This is a genomic window from Enterobacter cloacae complex sp.6700776 (assembly GCF_048284255.1).
GTDB lineage: Bacteria > Pseudomonadota > Gammaproteobacteria > Enterobacterales > Enterobacteriaceae > Enterobacter > Enterobacter intestinihominis.
In genome coordinates this window covers 745,709-769,765 of record NZ_JBLVYK010000001.1, presented here as the reverse complement: position 1 = coordinate 769,765, position 24,057 = coordinate 745,709, and the positions used below count along the sequence as shown (strand labels likewise).

Annotated in this window: 27 protein-coding genes; 23 read left to right on the top strand and 4 right to left on the bottom strand. The window is 58.4% G+C overall.

Going from position 1 to position 24,057, the window contains the following annotated elements; translation table 11 throughout:
• Positions 1 to 244: 244 nt before the first annotated feature.
• The 14 genes from paaA to ACNQ0T_RS03690 all read left to right on the top strand — a co-directional run bounded on the left by paaA (position 245) and on the right by ACNQ0T_RS03690 (position 13,604).
• Entirely contained in the window at positions 245 to 1,174 is a 930-nt protein-coding gene (paaA, locus tag ACNQ0T_RS03755; protein WP_022648019.1) for a 1,2-phenylacetyl-CoA epoxidase subunit PaaA, read from the top strand.
• Between the two features lie 12 nt (positions 1,175 to 1,186).
• The gene (paaB, locus tag ACNQ0T_RS03750; RefSeq protein ID WP_003857353.1) at positions 1,187 to 1,474 is read left to right on the top strand and encodes a 1,2-phenylacetyl-CoA epoxidase subunit PaaB; all 288 of its coding nucleotides are present in this window, start codon (positions 1,187 to 1,189) and stop codon (positions 1,472 to 1,474) included.
• 8 nt (positions 1,475 to 1,482) lie between these two features.
• Positions 1,483 to 2,229 (top strand): 1,2-phenylacetyl-CoA epoxidase subunit PaaC, encoded by a 747-nt coding sequence (gene paaC, locus ACNQ0T_RS03745; protein ID WP_063138213.1) that lies wholly within the window; start codon positions 1,483 to 1,485, stop codon positions 2,227 to 2,229.
• Positions 2,230 to 2,240: 11 nt separating this feature from the next.
• Positions 2,241 to 2,738, top strand: coding sequence for a 1,2-phenylacetyl-CoA epoxidase subunit PaaD (paaD, locus tag ACNQ0T_RS03740; protein ID WP_063138212.1), 498 nt, complete (start codon positions 2,241 to 2,243; stop codon positions 2,736 to 2,738).
• 7 nt (positions 2,739 to 2,745) lie between these two features.
• Complete coding sequence (paaE, locus tag ACNQ0T_RS03735) at positions 2,746 to 3,816, top strand: 1,2-phenylacetyl-CoA epoxidase subunit PaaE (RefSeq protein WP_032676250.1); 1,071 nt, start codon at positions 2,746 to 2,748, stop codon at positions 3,814 to 3,816.
• Positions 3,813 to 4,580, top strand: a complete 768-nt coding sequence (gene paaF / locus ACNQ0T_RS03730; protein WP_022648023.1) for a 2,3-dehydroadipyl-CoA hydratase PaaF — start codon at positions 3,813 to 3,815, stop codon at positions 4,578 to 4,580. The genes paaE and paaF overlap by 4 nt, the downstream gene beginning before the upstream one ends.
• Entirely contained in the window at positions 4,580 to 5,368 is a 789-nt protein-coding gene (gene paaG / locus ACNQ0T_RS03725) for a 2-(1,2-epoxy-1,2-dihydrophenyl)acetyl-CoA isomerase PaaG (RefSeq protein ID WP_120773519.1), read from the top strand. Before paaF ends, paaG begins: the two co-directional genes overlap by 1 nt.
• Before the next feature lies 1 nt (position 5,369).
• Positions 5,370 to 6,794, top strand: coding sequence for a 3-hydroxyacyl-CoA dehydrogenase PaaH (gene paaH, locus ACNQ0T_RS03720; protein WP_417929600.1), 1,425 nt, complete (start codon positions 5,370 to 5,372; stop codon positions 6,792 to 6,794).
• Positions 6,784 to 7,206 (top strand): hydroxyphenylacetyl-CoA thioesterase PaaI, encoded by a 423-nt coding sequence (gene paaI, locus ACNQ0T_RS03715; RefSeq protein ID WP_023300032.1) that lies wholly within the window; start codon positions 6,784 to 6,786, stop codon positions 7,204 to 7,206. The genes paaH and paaI overlap by 11 nt, the downstream gene beginning before the upstream one ends.
• On the top strand, positions 7,206 to 8,411 hold the full coding sequence (gene pcaF, locus ACNQ0T_RS03710; RefSeq protein WP_417929598.1) for a 3-oxoadipyl-CoA thiolase: 1,206 nt from the start codon (positions 7,206 to 7,208) through the stop codon (positions 8,409 to 8,411). Before paaI ends, pcaF begins: the two co-directional genes overlap by 1 nt.
• A 26-nt stretch (positions 8,412 to 8,437) precedes the next feature.
• Positions 8,438 to 9,754: a phenylacetate--CoA ligase PaaK gene (gene paaK, locus ACNQ0T_RS03705; protein ID WP_023306139.1), complete on the top strand. Its 1,317-nt coding sequence runs from the start codon at positions 8,438 to 8,440 to the stop codon at positions 9,752 to 9,754.
• A gap of 122 nt (positions 9,755 to 9,876) precedes the next feature.
• Positions 9,877 to 10,812, top strand: coding sequence for a phenylacetic acid degradation operon negative regulatory protein PaaX (paaX, locus tag ACNQ0T_RS03700; RefSeq protein ID WP_032622213.1), 936 nt, complete (start codon positions 9,877 to 9,879; stop codon positions 10,810 to 10,812).
• Positions 10,813 to 10,821: 9 nt separating this feature from the next.
• A complete protein-coding gene (paaY, locus tag ACNQ0T_RS03695) occupies positions 10,822 to 11,427 on the top strand; it encodes a phenylacetic acid degradation protein PaaY (protein ID WP_417929596.1) in 606 nt (201 codons plus the stop codon).
• 179 nt (positions 11,428 to 11,606) lie between these two features.
• Positions 11,607 to 13,604 carry a BCCT family transporter gene (locus ACNQ0T_RS03690; RefSeq protein WP_023306141.1) on the top strand — a complete coding sequence of 666 codons (1,998 nt, stop codon included), beginning with the start codon at positions 11,607 to 11,609 and terminating at the stop codon, positions 13,602 to 13,604.
• A gap of 38 nt (positions 13,605 to 13,642) precedes the next feature.
• Here ACNQ0T_RS03690 and ACNQ0T_RS03685 read toward each other — a convergent pair whose 3' ends face one another.
• Entirely contained in the window at positions 13,643 to 14,278 is a 636-nt protein-coding gene (locus ACNQ0T_RS03685) for a helix-turn-helix domain-containing protein (protein ID WP_032624309.1), read from the bottom strand.
• Positions 14,279 to 14,481: 203 nt separating this feature from the next.
• Here ACNQ0T_RS03685 and ACNQ0T_RS03680 point away from each other — a divergent pair, with 203 nt between their 5' ends.
• On the top strand, positions 14,482 to 16,458 hold the full coding sequence (locus ACNQ0T_RS03680) for an alkyl/aryl-sulfatase (protein WP_022648033.1): 1,977 nt from the start codon (positions 14,482 to 14,484) through the stop codon (positions 16,456 to 16,458).
• A gap of 53 nt (positions 16,459 to 16,511) precedes the next feature.
• Here the strand turns inward: ACNQ0T_RS03680 and ACNQ0T_RS03675 are convergent, their stop codons facing one another.
• A complete protein-coding gene (locus ACNQ0T_RS03675) occupies positions 16,512 to 17,264 on the bottom strand; it encodes a hypothetical protein (RefSeq protein ID WP_022648034.1) in 753 nt (250 codons plus the stop codon).
• Between the two features lies 1 nt (position 17,265).
• The gene (locus tag ACNQ0T_RS03670; protein WP_022648035.1) at positions 17,266 to 17,463 is read right to left on the bottom strand and encodes a hypothetical protein; all 198 of its coding nucleotides are present in this window, start codon (positions 17,461 to 17,463) and stop codon (positions 17,266 to 17,268) included.
• A 258-nt stretch (positions 17,464 to 17,721) separates the two neighbouring features.
• On the opposite strand from ACNQ0T_RS03670, the gene ACNQ0T_RS03665 reads away from it, so the two are divergent.
• Genes ACNQ0T_RS03665 through ACNQ0T_RS03630 form a run of 8 tightly spaced genes read left to right on the top strand, consistent with a single transcriptional unit; the run spans position 17,722 to position 23,602 of the window.
• A complete protein-coding gene (locus tag ACNQ0T_RS03665; protein ID WP_022648036.1) occupies positions 17,722 to 18,156 on the top strand; it encodes a nuclear transport factor 2 family protein in 435 nt (144 codons plus the stop codon).
• Positions 18,153 to 18,872, top strand: a complete 720-nt coding sequence (locus tag ACNQ0T_RS03660) for an SDR family NAD(P)-dependent oxidoreductase (RefSeq protein WP_048965991.1) — start codon at positions 18,153 to 18,155, stop codon at positions 18,870 to 18,872. Before ACNQ0T_RS03665 ends, ACNQ0T_RS03660 begins: the two co-directional genes overlap by 4 nt.
• Positions 18,869 to 20,128, top strand: coding sequence for an NAD(P)/FAD-dependent oxidoreductase (locus tag ACNQ0T_RS03655; RefSeq protein WP_045622278.1), 1,260 nt, complete (start codon positions 18,869 to 18,871; stop codon positions 20,126 to 20,128). Before ACNQ0T_RS03660 ends, ACNQ0T_RS03655 begins: the two co-directional genes overlap by 4 nt.
• A gap of 1 nt (position 20,129) precedes the next feature.
• A complete protein-coding gene (locus ACNQ0T_RS03650) occupies positions 20,130 to 20,852 on the top strand; it encodes a DUF1365 domain-containing protein (protein ID WP_317579028.1) in 723 nt (240 codons plus the stop codon).
• The gene (locus tag ACNQ0T_RS03645; protein ID WP_317579029.1) at positions 20,849 to 22,069 is read left to right on the top strand and encodes a cyclopropane-fatty-acyl-phospholipid synthase family protein; all 1,221 of its coding nucleotides are present in this window, start codon (positions 20,849 to 20,851) and stop codon (positions 22,067 to 22,069) included. The genes ACNQ0T_RS03650 and ACNQ0T_RS03645 overlap by 4 nt, the downstream gene beginning before the upstream one ends.
• Complete coding sequence (locus ACNQ0T_RS03640; protein WP_023300043.1) at positions 22,066 to 22,551, top strand: DUF2878 domain-containing protein; 486 nt, start codon at positions 22,066 to 22,068, stop codon at positions 22,549 to 22,551. Before ACNQ0T_RS03645 ends, ACNQ0T_RS03640 begins: the two co-directional genes overlap by 4 nt.
• Positions 22,548 to 23,072 carry a hypothetical protein gene (locus tag ACNQ0T_RS03635; protein WP_045309114.1) on the top strand — a complete coding sequence of 175 codons (525 nt, stop codon included), beginning with the start codon at positions 22,548 to 22,550 and terminating at the stop codon, positions 23,070 to 23,072. The genes ACNQ0T_RS03640 and ACNQ0T_RS03635 overlap by 4 nt, the downstream gene beginning before the upstream one ends.
• Positions 23,069 to 23,602, top strand: coding sequence for a DUF3833 domain-containing protein (locus ACNQ0T_RS03630; protein ID WP_023300045.1), 534 nt, complete (start codon positions 23,069 to 23,071; stop codon positions 23,600 to 23,602). Before ACNQ0T_RS03635 ends, ACNQ0T_RS03630 begins: the two co-directional genes overlap by 4 nt.
• On the opposite strand, the gene ACNQ0T_RS03625 is transcribed toward ACNQ0T_RS03630, so the two are convergent.
• Positions 23,599 to 24,057 (bottom strand): DMT family transporter, encoded by a 459-nt coding sequence (locus ACNQ0T_RS03625; RefSeq protein WP_022648044.1) that lies wholly within the window; start codon positions 24,055 to 24,057, stop codon positions 23,599 to 23,601. The genes ACNQ0T_RS03630 and ACNQ0T_RS03625 overlap by 4 nt on opposite strands.

Genomic DNA, 24,057 nt, shown 5'->3' with positions numbered 1-24,057 from the left:
TGATCGCGAATCATAAAAAGCAAGCTGAGTTTTAATGAATTGTTAACGTTGTGATCTCTATTGCTTAGCCTGACCACCCGAAAGCCTTGTATAATTGGCCTTTCATGAAAAGGCTTGCGAGCGTCGTCACAAAATAAACAAACGCTTCTTGGGGTTATATTTAACCTTTGTGTAACTTTTAAGAAAACAAATGATTCACCATTATGCTGTTTTTGGTGATTTAACGAATCACAAAGGTGGTTATGTGACGCAAGAACAACGCTTTGAGCAACGCATCGCACAGGAGACGGCCATCGAGCCGCAGGACTGGATGCCGGATGCCTATCGCAAGACGCTGATCCGCCAGATTGGACAGCACGCCCACTCTGAGATTGTCGGCATGCTGCCGGAAGGAAACTGGATCACCCGCGCGCCGACGCTGCGCCGGAAAGCCATTCTGCTGGCGAAGGTTCAGGACGAAGCCGGACACGGCCTGTACCTCTACAGCGCGGCGGAAACGCTGGGCTGCGCCCGGGAGGACATCTATCAAAAGATGCTCGACGGCAAGATGAAATACTCCTCCATCTTCAACTATCCGACCCTGAGCTGGGCCGATATCGGCGTCATTGGCTGGCTGGTGGACGGCGCGGCCATTGTGAACCAGGTGGCGCTGTGCCGTACGTCTTACGGCCCGTATGCCCGGGCGATGGTGAAAATCTGTAAAGAAGAGAGTTTCCACCAGCGTCAGGGTTTTGAGGCCTGCATGGCGCTGGCGCAGGGCAGCGAAGCCCAGCGGCAGATGTTGCAGGACGCCATCAACCGTTTCTGGTGGCCCGCGCTGATGATGTTCGGACCCAACGACGACAACTCCCCAAACAGCGCCCGCAGTCTCGCCTGGAAGATCAAACGCTTTGGCAACGATGAGCTTCGCCAGCGCTTCGTGGACAACACGGTGCCTCAGGTGGAGATGCTCGGCATGACCGTGCCGGATCCCGACCTGCGTTTCGATGAAGAGAGCGGCCACTACCGCTTCGGCGAAATCGACTGGCACGAATTTGACGAGGTGATCAACGGGCGCGGGATCTGCAACCACGAACGTCTGGCCGCAAAACGTAAAGCCTGGGACGACGGCGCATGGGTGCGTGAAGCCGCTCTGGCCCACGCGGAAAAACAACGCGCCCGCCAGGCCGCATAAGAGGAATCAACCATGAGCAATGTTTACTGGCCGTTATACGAAGTTTTTGTCCGTTCGAAGCAGGGGCTGTCGCACCGCCATGTGGGCAGCCTTCACGCTGCCGACGATCGCATGGCGCTGGAAAACGCGCGCGATGCCTATACCCGCCGCAGCGAAGGCTGTTCTATCTGGGTGGTGAAGGCGAGTGAAATCGTCGCTTCCCAGCCGGAAGAGAGCGGGGAGTTTTTCGATCCGGCGGAAAGCAAGGTCTACCGCCATCCGACGTTTTACACCATCCCTGATGGCATTGAGCATATGTGAGGTTGGGGATGAACAACGTATCTGCTTATGCCCTGCGTCTGGGTGACAACGGTCTGGTGCTCTCACAGCGTCTGGGCGCCTGGTGCGGCCATGCGCCGGAGCTGGAAATTGACCTGGCGCTCGCCAATATCGGCCTTGATCTGCTCGGGCAGGCGCGCAATTTCCTGACCTACGCCGCTGAACGGGAGGGTAAGGGTGATGAAGACACCCTGGCCTATGGCCGCGATGAGCGTCAGTTCCGCAATTTGCTGCTGGTGGAACAGCCAAACGGCAGCTTCGCCGACACCATTGCCCGTCAGTATCTGATGGATGCGTGGAACGTAGCGCTGTACGAACGGTTGATCCACAGCAGCGACAGTCAGCTTGCCGCCATCGCGGCAAAAGCCATTAAAGAGGCGCGCTATCACCTGCGCTTTAGCCGCGGCTGGCTGGTGCGGCTGGGGGACGGGACAGAAACCTCCTCACAGAAAATGCAGCAGGCGGTGGATAGCCTGTGGCGCTTTACGGCTGAATTGTTCGACGCCGACGACGTCGAGCTGGGGCTGATTGACACCGACGTGGCGGTTGATCCGCGCGCCCTGCGGGAACCGTGGGAGCGCGAAGTGTTTGCCGGGCTGGCGGAAGCTACCCTCCGCGTGCCCGAGGAAGTGGCGTATCGCACGGGCGGCAAGAAGGGGCTACATACTGAACACCTCGGACCGATGCTGGCTGAGATGCAGTATCTCCAGCGCGTTTACCCCGACCAGCAGTGGTAAAGGAGAACGCTATGCAACGCCTCGTCGACATTGCGCCTGCCCAAATCCCGCAGATTTGGGCGCTGTTAAGCCAGATCCCCGACCCGGAAGTGCCGGTGCTGACCATCACCGACTTAGGCATGGTGCGCAGCGTGAAGGCGCAGGGGGAAGGCTGGGTTATAGGCTTCACGCCAACCTATTCGGGCTGTCCGGCAACGGAGCATCTGCTGGGTGCGATCCGCGAAACTCTGACCGGGAACGGCTTTTCCCCGATACATATTGTGCTGCAACTGGAGCCCGCCTGGACCACCGACTGGATGACCGACGATGCCCGCAGGCGCCTGCGGGAATATGGCATCAGCCCGCCTGTCGGCCATAGCTGCCATGCCCACGTTCCCGCGGAGGTGAGCTGCCCGCGCTGTGCGAGCACCGATACCTCGCTCATCAGTGAATTTGGTTCCACGGCCTGCAAAGCGCTCTACCGCTGCAATACCTGCCGTGAGCCCTTCGACTATTTCAAATGTATTTGAGGCTGCCATGACAACGTTTCATTCATTAACAGTGGCAAAAGTGGAACCCGAAACCCGCGACGCGGTGACCATTACCTTCGCGGTGCCGCAGGCGTTACAGGAGGCGTACCGCTTCCGTCCCGGTCAGCATTTGACCCTGAAAGCCAGTCCTGGCGGGGATGAACTGCGCCGCTGCTACTCCATCTGCCGGAGCACCGCGTGCGGTGAGATCAGCGTGGCGGTCAAAGCCATCGAGGGCGGACGTTTTTCCCGCTATGCCCGGGACGAGATCAAACCTGGCATGGCGCTGGAGGTGATGGTTCCCCAGGGGCATTTTGGCTACCAGCCGCAGGCCGAACGCGAAGGCCACTATCTGGCGATTGCCGCCGGGTCCGGGATCACCCCGATGCTGGCGATTATGTCCGCTACGCTGGCCACTGAAGCCCACAGCCACTTCACCCTGATTTACGGTAACCGCAGCAGCCAGAGCATGATGTTCCGCCGGGCGCTGGCGGACCTGAAAGATAAATACCCGCAGCGTTTGCAGCTGATCTCCATCTTCAGCCAGGAGACGCTCGACAGCGATCTGCTCCATGGCCGTATTGACGGGGAAAAGCTCCATGCGCTGGCAAAAACGCTGGTGAATTTCCGCCAGTACGATGAAGCCTTCATCTGCGGCCCGTCGGCGATGATGGACGAGGCTGAGGCGGCGCTGAAAGCGCTGGGTATGCCGGAAAAAGCGATCCATCTTGAACGCTTTAACACGCCGGGAACCCCCGTTAAACGGACAGTCAGCGTGCAGGCCGACGGGCAGAAGGTCACCGTCCGTCAGGACGGGCGTGACAGGGAGATCACCCTGACGGCGGACGACGAGAGCATTCTTGACGCGGCCCTGCGTCAGGGGGCGGATCTGCCTTACGCCTGCAAGGGCGGCGTGTGCGCCACCTGCAAATGCAAAGTGCTTCGCGGGGAGGTGGACATGGCGACCAACTACAGCCTGGAGCCGGACGAGCTGGCCGCAGGCTATGTGCTGAGCTGTCAGGCGCTGCCGTTAACCGCTGACGTTATCGTCGATTTTGATGCGAAGGGGATGGCATGAGCGAACTGATTGTCACCCGTCATGGCCGCGTGTTGCAGCTGACGCTTAACCGTCCGGCGGCGCGCAACGCGCTCAACAATGCCCTGCTCACGCAAATTGCGGAGCAGCTTGAAGCCGCCGCCGCGGATGCGGAGATCGCCGTCTGTGTGATTTACGGCAACGAACGCTGCTTTGCCGCCGGGGCCGATCTCAACGAAATGGCGGAGAAAGACCTGCCCGCAACCCTGAACGATATCCGCCCGCAGCTGTGGGCGCGAATAAACGCCTTCACCAAACCGCTGATTGCCGCCGTGAACGGCTACGCGCTGGGGGCAGGCTGTGAGCTGGCGCTGCTCTGCGACGTGGTGATTGCCGGTGATAACGCCCGCTTTGGCCTGCCGGAAATCACCCTCGGGATCATGCCGGGCGCAGGCGGCACACAGCGGCTGATCCGTAGCGTGGGCAAATCGCTGGCCAGCAAAATGGTGCTGACGGGCGAAAGCATCACGGCGGTTCAGGCGCACAGCGCCGGGCTGGTCAGCGACGTCTACCCGGCCTCGCTGACGCTGGAGTACGCCCTGAAGCAGGCGGGGCTGATGGCGCGCCACTCGCCGCTGGCGTTACAGGCGGCGAAGCAGGCGCTTCGCCAGTCGCAGGAAGTGCCGCTTCAGGCCGGGCTGGCGCAGGAGCGTCAGCTGTTTGCGCTACTCGCGGCCACCGACGATCGCCGGGAAGGCATCAACGCCTTTTTACAGAAACGCACCCCAGACTTTAAAGGACGCTAATTGTGGAATTTATTCTGAGCCATGTTGAGCAGGGCGTAATGACCATTACGCTGAACCGCCCGGAGCGCCTGAACAGCTTTAACGACGTCATGCACCAGCAGCTTTCCGAATGCCTGAAGCAGGCCGAGCGCGATGACGCCATCCGCTGCCTGCTGATCACCGGGGCAGGACGCGGTTTCTGCGCCGGGCAGGATCTCAACGACCGTAACGTGGACCCGAACGGCCCTGCGCCGGATCTGGGCATGTCCGTTGAGACTTTTTACAACCCGCTGGTGCGCCGCCTGGCAAAACTGCCGAAGCCGGTGATTTGCGCGGTTAACGGCGTGGCGGCGGGGGCAGGTGCCACGCTGGCCCTCGGCTGTGACATGGTGATTGCGGCCCGTTCAGCCAGCTTTGTGATGGCCTTCAGCAAGCTCGGGCTGGTACCGGACTGCGGCGGAACCTGGCTGCTGCCGCGCGTGACCGGACGCGCCCGCGCCATGGGGCTGGCATTGCTGGGCGACAAGCTCAGCGCCGAGCAGGCACAGGCCTGGGGAATGATCTGGCAGGTGGTGGACGACGAGCAGCTCTCCGCCACCGCACAGCAGATGGCGCTGCATTTTGCCTCGCAGCCGACCTATGGCCTGGGCTTGATCAAGCAGGCAATCAACGCCGCCGAAACCAACACCCTCGACGCCCAGCTTGATCTGGAGCGCGACTATCAACGTCTGGCCGGACGCAGCGACGACTACCGGGAAGGCGTCAGCGCGTTCCTGGCAAAACGCGCGCCGAACTTTACGGGGAAATAAGATGGTGAATATCCATACGGTCGCCGTCATTGGCAGCGGCACCATGGGCGCCGGGATTGCCGAAGTGGCAGCCAGCCACGGTCATCCGGTTCTGGTGTACGACATTGACGCTGCGGCGATTTCCCGCGCCGTCGACGGTATTCGCCAGCGGCTGTCCTCTCGCGTTGCGCGCGGAAAACTCTCTGCCGACGCCGGGGAACAGGTCCTTGCCCGCCTGACGCCGGTGACGAATATCAGTGCTCTGGCGAAAGCCGATCTGGTGATCGAGGCGGCCTCCGAGCGGCTTGACGTGAAAAAGGCGCTGTTTACCCAGCTGGCAGAGGTTTGCCCGCCGCAGACGCTACTCGCCAGCAATACCTCGTCTATTTCCGTTACCGCGATTGCGGCGGAGATAAACCACCCTGAACGCGTCGCCGGGCTGCACTTCTTCAATCCTGCCCCGGTGATGAAGCTGGTGGAGGTGGTCAGCGGGCTGGCGACCTCACCCGAAGTGGCCGATGCGCTGTGCGAGCTGGCGCTGAGCTGGGGAAAGCAGCCGGTACGCTGCCAGTCCACGCCGGGGTTTATCGTCAACCGCGTAGCGCGTCCTTTCTACTCGGAAGCCTGGCGCGCGCTGGAAGAGCAGGTGGCAGCGCCCGAGGTGATCGACGCCGCCCTGCGAGACGGCGGGGGTTTCCCGATGGGGCCGCTTGAGCTGACGGACATGATTGGTCAGGACGTCAACTTTGCCGTGACCTGCTCCGTATTTAACGCCTTCTGGCAGGAGCGTCGTTTTTTGCCGTCGCTGGTGCAGCAGGAGCTGGTGCTGGCGGGGCGTCTGGGTAAGAAAAGCGGGCAGGGCGTTTACCGCTGGCAGGGGGACAAAACCGCCGTCAGCTGGCTCGCCCCGGTCAGCCACAGCTTCAGCCCGATGCGCGCACAGCGAAGAAGTGACGGTGTCACGGAAATTGACGATATGTTGCTGATCGAAACGCAGGGTGAAACCGCGCAGTCGCTGGCGCTGCGCCACGGCTGTCCGGTGGTGGTGGTCGACCGCATCGAGCGGGATGTGGCCGTTATAGCCGCCGCGCCCGGCAACCCGCACGCCGCCACGCAGAAAGCCATTTACTGGTTGCAGCACCAGGAGAAACGGGTGGTCCAGATTGCGGATTACCCCGGCCTGCTGATCTGGCGCACGGTGGCGATGATTGCCAACGAAGCGCTGGATGCCCTGCAAAAAGGGGTCGCCAGTGAGCAAGACATCGATACCGCCATGCGCTTAGGGGTCAACTATCCCTGCGGCCCCATCGCCTGGGGCGAGCGCCTTGGCTGGCAGCGTCTGTTAACGCTGCTGGAGAACCTGCAACGTCACTACGGCGAGGAACGTTATCGCCCCTGTTCACTGCTGCGCCAGCGTGCGCTTCTGGAGAGTAGTTATGAGTCATAACGCCTGGCATAACGCCCGCGCGATGTACGAACGGGACGCCTGCGCGCAGGCGATGGGGATGGACATTATCGAGATGGGCGAGGGCTACGCGGTGGTGACCATGACCATCACCCCGCAGATGCTTAACGGGCATAAAACCTGCCACGGCGGACAGCTATTCTCGCTGGCCGATACCGCCTTTGCCTACGCCTGCAACAGTCAGGGGCTGGCGGCGGTGGCCTCAGGCTGCGCCATCGATTTTCTGCGTCCGGGCTTTGCTGGCGATAAGCTGACCGCTACCGCGCGGGTGAAGCATCAGGGCAAACTGACCGGCGTCTACGACATCGAAATTCAGAATCAACAACAGAAAACCGTCGCTCTTTTTCGCGGGAAATCCCACCGCACCGGCGGCAGTGTGACAGGAGAAGCCTGATGCGTAACGCATTTATTTGTGAGGGTGTGCGTACCCCGGTCGGTCGCTACGGTGGAGGATTATCCAGCCTGCGTGCCGATGACTTAGGGGCCGTTCCGCTGCGTGCGCTGCTGGCGCGTTACCCGCAGCTCGATCTGGAGCGCATAGATGACGTGATCTTCGGCTGCGCAAATCAGGCCGGAGAGGATAATCGCAACGTGGCGCGCATGTCGTCGCTGCTGGCCGGGCTGCCGCAGACCGTTTCCGGTACCACCATTAACCGCCTGTGCGGCTCCGGTCTGGATGCCCTTGGCTTTGCGGCACGCGCCATTAAGGCCGGGGATGGCGATCTGCTGATCGCCGGTGGCGTCGAATCCATGTCCCGTGCGCCGTTCGTGATGGGTAAAGCCACCGCGGCGTTTCAGCGTCAGGCGGAGATCTTCGATACCACCATCGGCTGGCGATTTGTGAATCCGCTCATGCATCAGCAATACGGAACTGACAGCATGCCGGAAACGGCAGAGAATGTAGCGGAATTGTTAAATATAAGCCGTGCCGATCAGGACGCATTTGCCTTGCGCAGCCAGCAGCGCACCGCGCTGGCGCAGCAGAATGGCGTTCTGGCGCAGGAGATAATCCCGGTACAGGTAACGGGTAAAAAAGGCGCGGTAACGGAAGTGAGCGTAGACGAGCATCCGCGCGCCGAAACCACCCTTGAACAGCTTGCCGCGCTGAAAGCCCCGTTTCGCAAGAACGGTGTGGTGACGGCGGGGAACGCCTCTGGCGTCAACGACGGGGCGGCGGCGCTGATTATCGCCAGCGAGCCGATGGCGCTTGTCCAGGGGTTAACCCCGCGCACCCGCATTGTGGCCATGTCGACCGCGGGCGTCGAGCCGCGTCTGATGGGATTAGGCCCGGTTCCCGCCACCCGTAAGGTGCTGGAACGTGCCGGACTCAGTATCACCGATATGGACGTCATTGAGCTTAACGAAGCCTTCGCCGCACAGGCGCTGGGGGTGCTGCGTCAGCTGGGCTTGCCGGATGACGCGGAGCATGTCAACCCGAACGGCGGAGCGATCGCGCTAGGTCATCCGCTGGGAATGAGCGGTGCCAGACTGGCGCTGGCCGCGAGCAATGAATTGCACCGACGCGGCGGGCGCTACGCGCTGTGTACGATGTGCATCGGTGTGGGTCAGGGCATTGCCATGATCCTTGAGCGTGTTTGAGCGAACAATAATGTGAGTACCCTGCGATGATAAATACAACAAAGCTTGATCCGATCGAAACCGCGTCCATTGATGAATTGCAGGCGTTGCAGACCGCGCGCCTTAAGTGGACGCTGAACCACGCCTACAACAACGTTCCGATGTACAAACGCAAGTTTGATGCCGCGGGCGTTCACCCTGACGATTTCAACGAGCTGGCGGACCTGCAAAAATTCCCGTGCACCACCAAGCAGGATCTGCGCGACAACTACCCGTTCGATACCTTTGCGGTGCCGATGGAGCAGGTGGTGCGTATTCACGCCTCGTCGGGCACCACCGGAAAGCCGACCGTGGTGGGGTATACCCAGAATGATATCGACAACTGGGCCAATATCGTCGCCCGTTCCCTGCGCGCCGCCGGGGGCAGCGCGAAGGATAAAATTCACGTCGCCTACGGTTACGGGCTCTTCACCGGCGGGCTGGGGGCGCACTACGGTGCAGAGCGTCTGGGGGCGACGGTGATCCCGATGTCCGGCGGCCAGACGGAGAAGCAGGCGCAGCTGATCCGCGATTTCCAGCCGGATATGATCATGGTGACGCCCTCTTACTGCCTGAACCTGATCGAAGAGCTGGAGCGTCAGATGGGCGGTGATGCCAGCGCCTGTTCCCTGCGCGTCGGCGTGTTTGGCGCCGAGCCGTGGACGCAGGCGATGCGCCGCGAAATCGAGAAACGGCTGGGCATTACCGCGCTGGATATCTATGGTCTCTCCGAGGTGATGGGGCCGGGCGTGGCGATGGAGTGTCTTGAAACCGCTGACGGCCCGACCATCTGGGAAGATCACTTCTTCCCGGAGATCGTCAACCCGAATGACGGCACGCCGCTGGCCGACGGCGAGCAGGGCGAACTGCTGTTCACCACGCTGACCAAAGAGGCGCTGCCGGTGATCCGCTACCGCACCCGCGACCTGACGCGCCTGCTGCCGGGTACCGCACGCACCATGCGCCGGATGGATCGCATCAGCGGGCGCAGCGACGACATGCTCATCATTCGCGGCGTTAACGTCTTCCCGTCACAGCTGGAAGAGGAGATCGTCAAGTTCGAACATCTTTCGCCGCACTATCAGCTGGAGGTGAACCGCCGCGGGCATCTTGATTCACTTTCGGTGAAGGTCGAGCTGAAACAGAGTAGCTTAACGCTGACGCATGAACAGCGTTGTCAGGTCTGCCATCAGCTGCGTCATCGGATTAAATCGATGGTGGGGATTTCAACCGATGTGATGATCGTTAACTGCGGCAGCATACCGCGATCCGAGGGTAAAGCCTGCCGGGTGTTTGATTTGCGTAAGGTTGCGGCTAACGGATGAGGGATCTACACAAAATAATGTCTGCATCGACGGCCCCCTCTCCCTTGAGGGAGAGGGCTGGGGTGAGGGGGAAACCCCAAATTCCTATGCTATGATTCATCCAGGAAAAAAATAACAACAGAATGAATCACATGAATAAACTTGATGCCTTTATCCAGCACGCAGTCAGCTCTGTTCCCGTCAGCGGAACGTCGCTTATCTCCTCGCTGTATGGCGACGCGCTTTCCCATCGCGGCGGAGAGATCTGGCTCGGCAGTCTGGCGGCCCTGCTGGAAGGGATGGGATTCGGGGAGCGCTTTGTGCGCACCGCGCTGTTTCGCCTCAACAAAGAGGGCTGGCTGGACGTGTCCCGCATTGGCCGCCGCAGCTTTTACCGTCTCAGCGACAAGGGGCTGCGTTTGACCCGACGCGCGGAAAATAAAATCTACCGTGCAGAACTGCCGGCATGGGATGGTAAATGGCTGCTACTGCTTTCCGAGGGGCTGGATAAAACCACGCTCGCGGACGTGAAAAAACAGCTCATCTGGCAAGGGTTCGGCACGCTGGCGCCGAGCCTGATGGCCTCGCCGTCGCAGAACCTCGCGGACGTGCAGTCGCTGTTGCATGACGCGGGCGTGGCGGAAAACGTCATTTTCTTTGAAGCTCATTCGCCGCTGGCTTTGTCACGCGCGGCATTACGATCCCGCGTGGAAGAGTGCTGGCAGCTGACCGAACAAAACGCGATGTACGAAACGTTTATCAACTCGTTCCGTCCGCTGCTGCCGCTGCTGAAAGAGGCGTCGCCCGAGGATTTAACCCCGGAACGCTGCTTTCAGATCCAGCTGTTACTCATTCATTTTTATCGTCGCGTGGTGCTGAAAGATCCGCTGTTGCCGGAGGAGTTACTCCCGGCGCACTGGGCGGGACAGAGCGCGCGACAGCTGTGCATTAACATCTACCAGCGCGTGGCAGCGGGAGCCCTGGCGTTTGTCAGTGAGAAGGGGGAAACCTCCGTCGGCGAGCTGCCCGCGCCCGGCACGCTTTATCACCAGCGTTTTGGTGGTCTGAATATCACATAAGGAGAGGGTATGCCTGTTTATCAAATTGATGGTCTGACGCCGGTCGTGCCTGAAGAGAGCTATGTTCACCCGACCGCGGTGCTGATTGGCGACGTGATCCTCGGAAAAGGTGTTTACGTAGGCCCCAACGCCAGCCTGCGCGGTGATTTTGGCCGGATCGTGGTGAAAGACGGCGCGAACATTCAGGATAACTGCGTGATGCACGGTTTTCCGGAGCAGGACACGGTGGTGGAAGAGGACGGGCATATCGGCCACAGTGCGATCCTGCACGGCTGCATTATCCGCCGTAATGCGCTGGTGGGGATGAATGCGGTGGTGATGGACGGGGCGACGATCGGCGAAAACAGCATCGTCGGGGCGGCGGCGTTTGTGAAGGCCAAAGCGGAAATGCCTGCGAATCACTTAATTCTTGGCAGTCCGGCGAAAGCGATTCGTGAGCTAAGCGCGCAGGAAATAGAGTGGAAAAAGCAGGGCACGCAGGAGTATCAGGTGTTGGTGGATCGCTGTAAGCAGACGCTGCATCAGGTAGAGCCGCTGCGGGAAGAAGAGCCCGGACGCAAACGGCTGGTATTCGATGAGAACTTACGGCCCAAGTCGGCTGGCCGGGATAATTAACCATTTCTTGCCTGCGAAATAATGCAATGGCATGAGGATGCGTTAACGCGCAACAAATACCCTTTGGGGATAGTGTATAATTGAACGTTTCGGACCTGCATTCATAAAGGGATTTTGTTACCCTGACGCAGATCACGCCTCTCATTCAGAGCGGTCAATGCGTTTATGGAAGACACTATATGAGTGAAAACGACACTATCCCAAAGCAGTCCAAAAGCCAGATTAACAAAGCGGTATTTTACACATCTGCTTTGTTAATTTTCCTTCTTGTCGCCTTTGCCGCGATTTTCCCTGACGTTGCCGATAAAAACTTTAAGCTACTGCAACAGCAAATATTCACCAACGCCAGCTGGTTTTACATTCTTGCCGTCGCGCTGATTTTAATGAGCGTGACGTTCCTCGGCTTGTCCCGCTACGGCGATATTAAACTCGGGCCCGACCACTCCCAGCCTGATTTCAGCTACCACTCGTGGTTCGCCATGCTGTTCTCGGCGGGGATGGGGATCGGCCTGATGTTCTTCGGTGTGGCGGAGCCGGTCATGCACTACCTTTCCCCGCCGGTGGGGACACCTGAAACGGTCGCTGCGGCCAAAGAGGCCATGCGGCTGACATTCTTCCACTGGGGGCTGCACGCCTGGGCTATCTACGCCATCGTTGCGTTGATTCTGGCGTTCTTCAGCTACCGCCACGGCCTCCCTTTGACGCTTCGTTCGGCGCTTTATCCGATTATCGGCGACCGTATTTACGGCCCGATAGGTCATGCGGTGGATATCTTCGCGGTAATCGGCACCGTATTTGGCGTGGCGACCTCGTTAGGTTACGGCGTTTTACAGGTCAATGCCGGGCTGAACCACCTTTTTGGCGTGCCCATCAACGATACCGTGCAGGTGATCCTTATCGTCCTGATTACCGGGCTGGCGACCATTTCTGTGGTGTCCGGTCTGGATAAAGGCATTCGCATTTTATCAGAGCTCAATCTGGGGCTGGCGGTACTGCTGCTGGTGCTGGTGTTGTGCCTGGGGCCAACCGTACTCCTGCTGAAATCCTTTGTGGAAAATACCGGCGGATACCTGTCCGAGCTGGTGAGCAAGACGTTTAACCTGTACGCTTATGAACCGAAATCCAGCAACTGGCTGGGAGGCTGGACGCTGCTGTACTGGGGCTGGTGGCTGTCCTGGTCGCCGTTTGTCGGGATGTTCATTGCCCGTGTGTCCCGCGGCAGAACCATCCGCGAGTTCGTGACTGGCGTGCTGTTTGTCCCGGCGGGCTTTACCCTGATGTGGATGACGGTGTTCGGCAATAGCGCCATTTACCTCATCATGAACAAGGGAGCGTCCGATCTGGCGAATACCGTCCAGCAGGACGTGGCGCTGGCGCTGTTTAATTTCCTTGAGCATTTCCCGTTCTCTTCCGTGCTGTCATTTATCGCCATGGCGATGGTTATTGTCTTCTTTGTAACCTCCGCTGACTCCGGGGCGATGGTGGTGGATACCCTCGCGTCCGGCGGCGAGGCCAATACACCCGTCTGGCAGCGCATCTTCTGGGCCGCGCTGATGGGCGTAGTCGCTATCGCGCTGCTGCTCGCGGGCGGACTGAGTGCGCTGCAAACCGTGACTATCGCCAGCGCGCTACCGTTCTCGATGATCCTGCTGGTCTCGATCTATGGCCTGCTGAAGGCGCTCCGACGCGATTTGACCAAACGCGAGAGCCTGAGTATGGCCACAATCGCGCCGACAGCGGCCCGTAACCCCATTCCGTGGCAGCGCAGACTGCGTAACATCGCCTACTTACCTAAACGCTCCCTGGTGAAACGCTTTATGGAAGAGGTGATCAAACCGGCCATGGTGCTGGTGCAGGATGAACTGAATAAGCAGGGAACGCAGAGCCATATCAGCGACGCGTCGGACGATCGTATTCGCCTTGAGGTGGATTTAGGCAATGAGCTGAATTTCATTTATGAAGTCAGGCTGCGTGGCTATAACTCGCCGACCTTCGCGCTAGCGGCCATGGAGAATGATGAGAATCAGGCAGAACAGCACCGATACTATCGGGCAGAAATCTACCTCAAGGAAGGTGGGCAAAATTACGATGTGATGGGCTGGAACCAGGAGCAGTTAATTAACGATATCCTGGACCAGTATGAAAAACATCTGCACTTCCTGCACCTGGTGCGTTAATCAGCCAGCCCCTGAAGCATTCGCTTCAGGGGCGTAATTTAATACGCCTCCGGCAGCGGACGGTCTATCGACACCAGCTTTCCGCGCTTCATGGTGATATAGCCCCCGGCTTTAAGATCCGCCAGCACGCGAAAGACATGCGTTCGCGACAGGTTAGTGCGCTTGATGATAAACAGCGCCAGACCCTCATTCTCTCCCGTGTGGGTTTCCTGCCGATAAAGATAGCGATAGAGCATAGGTTTAATGGTCTGGTAGCTGGTGACCTGCCTGCGTTCGTTATGCAGGTCGATGGTGAATATCGACATGTAGGTCAGTATGGTGGCCAGCGCCTGCATGCGCTCAGGCCCACCCTGGAAAAATATCTGGTCGAAGTCGGCCCAGGATATTCTCACCAGTTTCACCCTGGCACTGCTGCGATATTCATACTTCGCCAGTGGACAATACCTTTCCATTAACCCGATCGGCATATACTCAATAGTATTGCCAATATTCAGCCCATCATCAGGCATTAATATCGTCAGCGACCCTTCAGTACAGAAATAAATATAGCCAGGTTCAACGGTGAGTTTTTTATTTGCGGCAACGGTTAAGACCTCGCCTTCACAAAGCATTTGCGGAAAAAATTGCCCAATATTGAGTTGCTGATAATAGGTATGGATATCCTGAAAATTCACGCTAAGCCTCTCCCCGCAACGTCTGCTATGGTAGCGAGTATAGCAGCAATAGCCCACGGATTACGAATCGATAAATAAGCAGTCCCATATGGGACTATGAAGGGAAGGTATTCTGGTTAGAATGGTCCTCAATGAGTTCGCATTAAAATTATCCGCCACAATTAAATATCGCTGGCGGCGCAATTAATCTATGAGGCCATTTAATGAAATTAACGATAATCGCTAAACATCTGGCGCTGGCCGGTGTGTTGACGTCGCTGTCGCTTTCCGCGTTTGCGGAAGTACAGCCGCAGGATGCCACTCCTACAACCCAGCAGGCTAATAACGCCCTGTATAACAAATTACCGTTTGCCGATAAAACCGACTTTGAAAATGCCCATAAAGGCTTTATCGCCCCGCTGCCGCAAAACATGATCAAAGGCGAGCAGGGGAACGTTATCTGGAACCCGGCGAAATATGATTTCGTCAAAGAGGGTGAAAAAGCCCCGGATACGGTAAACCCGAGCCTGTGGCGTCAGTCACAGCTGATCAACATTGGCGGGCTGTTTAAGGTCACCGACGGCGTGTATCAGATCCGTAATCTCGATCTCTCCAACATGACCATCATTGAGGGCGAGAAGGGCATTACCGTTATCGACCCGCTGTTAAGCGCTGAACCGGCGAAAGAAGCGCTGGATCTCTACTATGCAAACCGCGGCAAGAAACCGGTCGTCGCTGTGGTGATCACCCACAGCCACGTTGACCACTATGGCGGCCTGCGCGGCGTGGTTGACGAAGCTGACGTCAAGTCTGGCAAAGTGAAAATCTACGCGCCGGATGGCTTTATGAAAGAGGCGGTTTCCGAAAACATTATGGCCGGAAACGCGATGAGCCGCCGTGCGAGCTATATGTACGGCAACCTGCTGAAGCCGGATGCAAAAGGCCAGGTGGGTGCAGGCCTTGGCACCACCACCTCTGCGGGTACTGTCACCCTCATCCCGCCGACCGACTACATTACCCATACCGGTCAGGAAGAAGTGATCGACGGTTTGACCTACGACTTTATGATGGCGCCGGGTTCAGAAGCTCCGTCGGAGATGCTGTGGTACGTCAAAGAGAAGAAAATGATCGAGGCCGCAGAGGACGTGACGCATACTCTGCACAACACCTACTCCTTGCGCGGCGCGAAAATCCGCGACCCGCTGGCCTGGTCGAAGTACATTAACGCCGCCATTGAGCGCTGGGGCGCGGACGCGGAAGTGATTATTGCGCAGCACCACTGGCCGACCTGGGGTAACGAGAATATCGTCAAGCTGATGAAAGGCCAGCGCGATATGTACCGCTACATCAACGACCAGACCCTGCGTATGGCCAACAAAGGCCTGACTCGCGATGAGATCGCCGCAGAATTTAAGCTGCCGGAATCGCTCGAGAAACAGTGGGCAAGCCGCGGTTACTACGGCTCCGTTAGCCACGACGTCAAAGCCACTTACGTGTTTTATCTCGGCTGGTTCGACGGCAACCCGGCAACCCTCGACGAGCTGCCGCCTGAACAGGCTGCGAAGAAGTTCGTGCAGTACATGGGCGGCGCTGATGCCATCATGCAGAAAGCCAAAGCGGATTATCAGCAGGGTAATTACCGTTGGGTTGCTCAGGTGGTCAGCAAAGTGGTCTTTGCCGATCCTAACAACCAGGCTGCCCGTAATCTGGAAGCCGACGCGCTTGAGCAGTTAGGTTACCAGGCGGAGGCGGGCACCTGGCGTAACTTCTACCTGACCGGCGCGCAAGAACTGCGTAATGGCGTGAAGAAGCTGCCGACGCCGAACACCGCCAGCCCGGATACCGTGCGGGCGATGACCCCGGAAATGTTCTTCGACTACCTGGGTGTGCACATCAACGGGGTGCGTGCCGGTAACGCGAAGGCGGTCTTCAATGTCGATCTCGGTAAGGATGGCGGCAAATACAAGCTGGAGCTGGAAAACGGCGTGCTGAACCATACCGCCAACGCGCAGGCGAAGGATGCCGACGCAACTATCGCGCTTGATCGCACCACGCTGAACAACATCATCCTTAAGAAAGAGACGCTGAAGCAGGCGATGGATAAAGGTGACGTGAAGGTGAGTGGAAACGGGGCGAAGCTGGAAGAGATGCTGAGCTACATGGACAAATTTGACTTCTGGTTCAATATCGTAACGCCATAAGTTCAGGTTTCATCCACATAATCCTGGCGCCTTAGAAATAAGGCGCCATTTTTTTATTCACGCATCGCCAGCGCGCTGGCACTTGCCGGATCGAACAGCGAAATACTCTCGATCTGATCAAGCATGATCACCTTACGGAAATCCATAGCGCTTTTTGGCTCTGAGTCGAGCGTAACCTCATGCTCGGCGTACCATTTGCTGTAGTTGTGCTCAATACACAGCTGCATGTTCTCCCCGTCGCGATAGCCGCTCAGCATCGGGATAAGCACGATATTGGCGGTTTTTTCATACTCCAGCGTGGCGGTATGGATCATGCCAATATAAATTCGCCGCGACTTCAGCGTGACGTGCGCAAGTTCACCTTCCTCCATGCACTGATAGAGCAGTTGTTCAATCCCGCTCGATTGTGCCAGCCGCTTGTAGAGCTTTTTCCGGCCTTCGCCGTCCAGCCGCGCGCTGCCGGCCCAGTTCGAACGATAGAGACAAAACAGGATCGCAAAGGCCAGCATCACCACGACCGGAGCCTGAATCCCTAAAAAGCTCCAGTTCATAAAATCAATTTGCCAGTCGGCGTATTTTGCGGACGTGAAATGGAACGTGTTGTCGGCGGCCGAGAGGGCGAACAACAGCAGCCAGAGCAGGCCGGTGGCGATCACGCCCTGTAAAACGAAAATGCAGCCATACAGCGCCACAAGGAAATAGACATCCCAGCCGAATGAACGCTTAATTTTGAACCGGGTTGAGAGATCGCGGCTGGTGTACCAGTAGCCGCATACCATCAATACCATGAATATTGCCGTTCCCATTTCAGGCCCTCTTCAGCGCGTTGACATGGCGCAGAAAGTCCTGCCGAACCTCGTTACTTTTGTAGTTAACCGAGGCGTTTCCATCCTGATCGATGATGATGCGGTCGCCATCCTCTACGGCTTCGATAATTTCCTGGTGACTCATAACCTGCAACAAGGATTCCGGGCTGGAAAAGAGCGCCATCAGTAAATTTTTCATCGCGTGACATCCTTATGAATTAAAAGGATAAGTCTGGAAGATAAATGGCACCTTTGCCTTAAGGTTATCCCTAAAAAATAACGGTACGGCGGTGAGAATCTGCTTTTGACTCAAATTGGCACCTCAGGGAAAGTTTTTAAAGTACTGAATTAAAAGAGGTATAAAAAATATATCTGCACAAACTTGGACAAATAACGCTAATTGTGTAAGTTTTAATTATGCGATTTCGCTACGTTGTTTACAGCCAGGATGTGACCCATGAGCACGTTGCCGTCCGTCATCAGTCGATTCGTTGATTATTACGCCACGCTGGATACCCAGCCACCTTCGGCGCTGGCAAAGATTTATCGCGCCGATGCCACGCTTATCGATCCCTTTGGCGAACACAGCGGGTTGTTCGCGATTCAGCGCTATTTCACACACCTGCTGGCTAACGTCCAGCGGTGCCGCTTTACCGTCGATGCACCCTTGCAGCAGGGCGATCGCTTTGTTGTTACCTGGATGATGCACTGGTCGCACCCGCGTATTGCCCGGGGGGCAATGCGCCAGCTGCCGGGCTGCTCTGTGGTAGACATGCGCGACGATCGCATAGTTCGCCAGCGGGATTACTACGATGCCGGAGAGATGATTTACGAACATCTTCCGGTGCTCGGCTGGGCCGTACGCGGCGTGAAGCGGAGAGTGAAATCATGAAAACGGTTCTGATCACCGGCGCAAGCTCGGGCATAGGGGCCGGGCTGGCGAAATCTTTTGCCGACGATGGTTACCGGGTGATTGCCTGCGGGCGCGATGCGCAACGTCTGGCAGCTGTGCATCAGCACAGCCCCAACATTACGGTGCGCCTGTTCGATATGACAGACAGGGACGCCTGTCGCCAGGCGCTGGCGGACTGTGCTGCCGACACGGTGATTCTTTGCGCCGGAACCTGCGAGTATCTCGACCGTGGCGAGGTGGATGCCGCGTTGGTGGCGCGGGTCATGACCACCAATTTCATGGGGCCGGTAAACTGCCTTGCGGCGTTGCAGCCGCAGCTGATATCCGGCAACCGCGTGGTGCTGGTCAGTTCGATGGCGCACTGGCTTCACTTCCCGCGAGCCGAAGCCTATGGCGCCTCTAAAGCGGCGTTAACCTGGTTTGCTGAGACGCTGCGCCTCGACTGGGAGCCGAAAGGGATCGCCGTCACGGTCGTTTCACCTGGTTTTGTCGACACGCCGCTGACCCGAAAAAATGATTTCCCGATGCCGGGCCGGGTCAGCGTGGAGGACGCCGTCCATGCCATTCGTCGCGGTCTGGCAAAAGGGAAGGATCATATCGCGTTTCCCGCCGGGTTTAGCCTGGCGCTGCGCCTGCTCTCCGGTCTGCCCGATATACTTCAGCGCGCACTGCTGCGCAGGATGGTGCGACCATGAAGATCGCGATTATCGGCAGCGGTATCGCCGGGTTAACCTGTGCCTGGCGGCTCGCCGGACATCATCAGGTCACGCTGTTTGAAGCGCAGGCCACGCCGGGCGGTCATACCGCAACGGTGGATGTCGACACGCCGCAGGGCAACTTTGCCATCGACACCGGTTTTATTGTCTACAACGACCGCACCTATCCGCGCTTCATGGGGCTGCTGAGCGAACTGGGCATCAGCGGGCAAAAAACGCAGATGAGTTTTTCGGTACATAACCCGCAGAGCGGGCTGGAGTACAACGGCCACACGCTGACGTCGCTGTTCGCCCAGCGTCGTAATCTGTTAAACCCTGCCTTCTGGACGCTGCTGAAGGAGATCGTGCGCTTTAACCGGCTGGCGAAACAGACGCTCCGGGGTGACGTCAGCGAGTCCGCCACGCTGGAGACGTTCCTGCACCAGCACCGCTTCACGCCTTTTTTTGCGCGTCACTACATTCTGCCAATGGGGGCGGCTATCTGGTCATCCTCGCTACAGGAGATGAAACGCTTCCCGCTGCCGCTCTTTTTACGCTTTTTCGAGAACCACGGTCTGCTGGACATTACCCATCGTCCGCAGTGGTACGTGGTGCCGGGCGGCTCCCGGGAGTACATCCGCGCGATGATGGACAAGCTTGGCGATCGCCTGACGCTGCACCTCAATGCGCCGGTGCAGCAGGTTATTCGCCACGTTCGCGGGGTTGATATAACGCGTGAGGGCGTAACAGATAACTTTGATCAGGTGATCTTCGCCTGCCACTCCGCTCAGGCGCTGGCGATGCTCGCCAGCCCAACGCAGGCTGAACGTGAGGTGCTGGGTGATATCGGCTGGCAGCGTAACGAGGTGGTGCTTCACAGCGATCCGCGCTGGCTGCCGGTGCGCAAGCGCGCGTGGGCGAGCTGGAACTACCGCCTCAGCGAGCAGGATCGGGCCAGCGCCTGCGTCACCTACAACATGAATATTTTGCAGGGACTGCCGCCGGGTAGCCCGCTGTTTTGCGTCACCCTCAACCCGGAAACGCCGGTGGAAGAACGCTATGTGCTGCGCCGCTTTGTCTATGAGCATCCGCTTTTTAACCCGCAAAGCTGGCAAGCCCAGGCCCGACGCGGAGAAATAAATGGTCGCCAGCGGAGCTGGTTCTGCGGCGCGTACTGGTACAACGGCTTCCACGAAGATGGGGTACGCAGTGCGCTGGATGTGGTAAACGCCATTGCGGCCGGGGAGGGCAACTGAGATGAACAGCTGCCTTTACCAAGGCACATTGCGCCATCGCCGTCTTTCGCCAAAAGCGCACCACTTTACCTACAGCGTCTTTATGGCCTGGCTCGATCTCGATGAGCTGGACGCGCTGCCCTCCGTCGGTGTGCGCCGTAACCGCGTTGCGCCCGCGGCATTTTATGATGCGGACTACCCGCTGGGCACGCCGCTCAAAGAGTGCGTCCTTGAGCGTCTGGAAAATCTGACCGGCGAACGCCCGGCGGGGCGGGTCATGCTTCTAACCCAACTGCGTTATTTCGGCTTTCATTTTAACCCGGTCAATTTTTACTACTGCTATGACAGGGAAGACACCCTGCGCTGGGTTCTCGCCGAAGTCCGCAACACGCCGTGGAATGAACGACACTACTACGCGGTAGCGGGGCGGGACGCCCCGCCGACGGAAAAAGCGTTTCACGTCTCGCCCTTTAATCCGATGGACATGGTCTACCACTGGCGCTTCAACAGTCCGTCCAGCACGCTGCGCATGCATATCGAAAACCATCAGGAGACGAAGGTGTTTGATGCCACTCTGACGCTGCGCCGGGAGCCGCTGACGCGCGCAGCGCTGCGGTCGCTGCTGGCGCGGATCCCGTTGATGACCCTCAAAACCGTTTTCGCCATTTACTGGCAGGCGCTCAGGCTGTGGCTGAAGCGCGTGCCGCTGCATAACCATCCCCTAAGCAGGAGTGAACGCTCATGACCGATCCCGTCTTTGCGCTTGAACCCGATTTCCCGCGCAACGTCCGCGTCGCGCGATGGCTGCTTTTTCGCCTGCTGAACGGGCTGCGCGGCGGCTCGCTGACGCTGCGTGAAGGCGCCCAGACGTTCCAGTTCGGCGACGCCTCCGCCGCGCTTCACGCTGAGGTGCAGGTACTCGCGCCGGGCGTCTACTGGCGCATTCTAACCGGGGGCAGCCTCGCCGCGGCACAAGCGTGGATAGATGGCGACTGGGAGACGGCCCACCTGACGCCACTGCTGGAGCTGATAGCGCGCAATAGCCAGATCCTCGGTCAACTGGAAAAAGGGTTTCGCCTGCTCGGGAAACCAGTGGAGCGGCTACGGCACTGGATGCGGCGCAACTCCCGCGCGCAGGCACGGGAAAATATTGCCGCCCATTACGATTTGGGCAACGCCTTTTACGCCCATTTCCTTGATGAACAACTCCTTTACTCCAGCGCGCTGTTTACCGGGGAAGAGCAGGATCTGGCAGCGGCTCAGCAGGCAAAAATGGCCAGGCTGTGCGACCAACTGGCGCTCACCGCAAACGATCATCTGCTGGAGATTGGTACCGGCTGGGGGGCGATGGCGGAATATGCCGCCCGTCATTATGGCTGCCGGGTAACAACTACCACGCTATCGCAGGAGCAGTACCACTGGGCCACCGCGCGGATCGCGCGGGCAGGTTTACAGGATCGCGTTGAGGTGCTGCTCTGTGACTACCGCGATCTGACCGGAGTGTACGATAAGCTGGTGTCGGTTGAGATGATTGAAGCCGTCGGCCAACGCTACCTGCCAACGTTTTTCCGCACCTGCCAGGCGCGTCTGCGTCCGGGCGGGCGGATGGCGATTCAGGCCATCACCATTCAGGATCAGCGCTATCGCGACTACAGCAAAAGCGTCGATTTTATTCAGCGCTACATCTTCCCCGGCGGCTTTTTGCCCAGCCTCACCGCCATGAATGAACTGATGACCCGCCATACCGATTTTGTCGTGCGTAACCTCTTCGATATGGGGCCGGACTACGCCCGCACGCTGGCGCACTGGCGTCAGCGCTTCGTTCACGCCTGGCAGGAGATTGAAAAGCTCGGATTTGATGACCGTTTCCGTAGGATGTGGCTGTACTACCTCGGCTACTGTGAAGCCGGGTTTAACGCCCGCACCATCAGCGTGGTGCAGCTGACTGCGGAACGCGTATGAAGCGCTACGGGCAGGTCTTTCTGCTGGCCATCGGGTTTGATCTCTACTGGACGCTGGTTGTGCTGTTTCGCGAGCAGGGGCTGGTCATCTGGATCGCGCTGGCGCTGATTGCCTGGCTGTTGTTACCGCCATCACACCGGGTATACGCCCTTGTGCTGGCGGCGTCGGGCGCGATGCTGGACGCCCTTTGGGCGCTGACGGGGTTGATTTCATTCACTGGCACGTCTCTGATGCCGCTATGGATGGTGGCGCTGTGGCTGATGTTTGCCACCGTCTGGACGCAACTGACCCGCACGACCACCTTGCCGGGCTGGCTGCTGACGGCGCTGGCGACCTTGGGCGGGCCGCTGGCCTACCTGTTTGGCGAGCGTCTGGGGGCCATCACGTTCCTGGAGCCGACTTTTATCGTCGTCAGCTGGATGATCCCGGGCTGGCTGGTGCTGATGCTGTTTTTCCACCTGCTGATGGGGAGACAACAATGAGACATCTGTTACTCGCGCTCGCGCTAACCGTTATGGCCTGTAACGCGCAGGCGGCAGACTGGCTGAGCTGGCGCAAGGTAGGCGATGCCACCCTCACCTGGGGGCCGTTTACCGTTTATACCTCTCAACTGCTGACGCCCGACGGCAGCTATACAGGAACAGACAGCGATAACGCGCTGATTATCACTTATGCCCGCGACATCGATGGCGACGACCTGGTCGAGGCGACCCGCGACCAGTGGCAGGCGCAGGGCATTTTGCAGCAGGAGCCGCAGAGTGAAGCCTGGCTGCGGATGCTAAAAGCGCTCTGGCCCGACGTCACGCCCGGCACGCAGCTCGCGTTTGTGGTTAATAACGGTCAGGGGCAATTCTGGTATCGCCCCACGGCGTCGCAGAAAAAATTTACGCCCCTCGGGCCGCGCCAGTCGGCAGCGTTTAGCTCGCGCTTTCTGGCGATCTGGCTCGATCCCCGCACCGAGTATCCTGAACTGCGTCAGCAGTTAATCGGAGGACCACAATGAAACGATTCCTGTTAATGGCGCTTACACTGACAATGCTGGTGGCCGGGTGCAGCACAGAAGTGACCGAGTATCGTCAGCAGCAGCCAAGGCTTGATATTTTCCACTACTTCCAGGGCAAAACCGAGGCGTGGGGGATGGTGCAGGACCGCAGCGGTAAGCAGATCCGCCGTTTTCACGTCGAGATCGCCGGAGATGTTATCGGCGATACGCTGACGCTGAACGAGCATTTTGTCTATGACGACGGCGAGAAGCAAAAGCGCGTCTGGCATATCCGCCGCATTGGCCACGATCGTTACGAAGGCACGGCGGGTGACATAGAAGGTGTCGCGACAGGTCAGGTTTCGGGCAACGCCCTTAACTGGCGCTACAGCATGAACGTGAAGGCGGACGGTAAAACCTGGCTGCTGCACTTTGATGACTGGATGTATTTGCAGGACAGCACCCGCCTATTCAATAAAACCGAGATGAAGAAATTTGGCGTCACCGTCGCCACGGTGACGCTGTTCTTTACCCGCAAAGAGGGCGGTTAATCCTCTTCGGGCTGAGGTTTACTGCTTGAGTAGATGAAGAAGAGCGCGATACTCAGGCAGACCACGGCCCCGAAACGGCTCGCTGAAAACGGAATGGCTTCATTGTTCAGCCAGCCAAAGTTATCAATCAGCATGCTCATGGCCAGCTGACCCAGGATCACCGCTACCGTGGCAACGGCGGTGCCGATACGCTGCACCGCGAGCACCATAATCACTATATAGGGCACGCCGCACAGGGCGCCCAGAAGCTGCCACTTGGGCACATCCATCAGGCTGACCGCCTGTTTCGGCTCAAAAAAGAAAATGAGCAGGGCGGTTACCAGCGCGCCGACGGAAAAGGTCAGAAACGCGCTTTTGAATACCCCCACGCTGCTGCCTAATTGCCCGTTAATGGCAGCCTGAATGCTCAGCGTCGCGCCGCCAATCACCGCCAGAATAATCATAATCACTGTCAT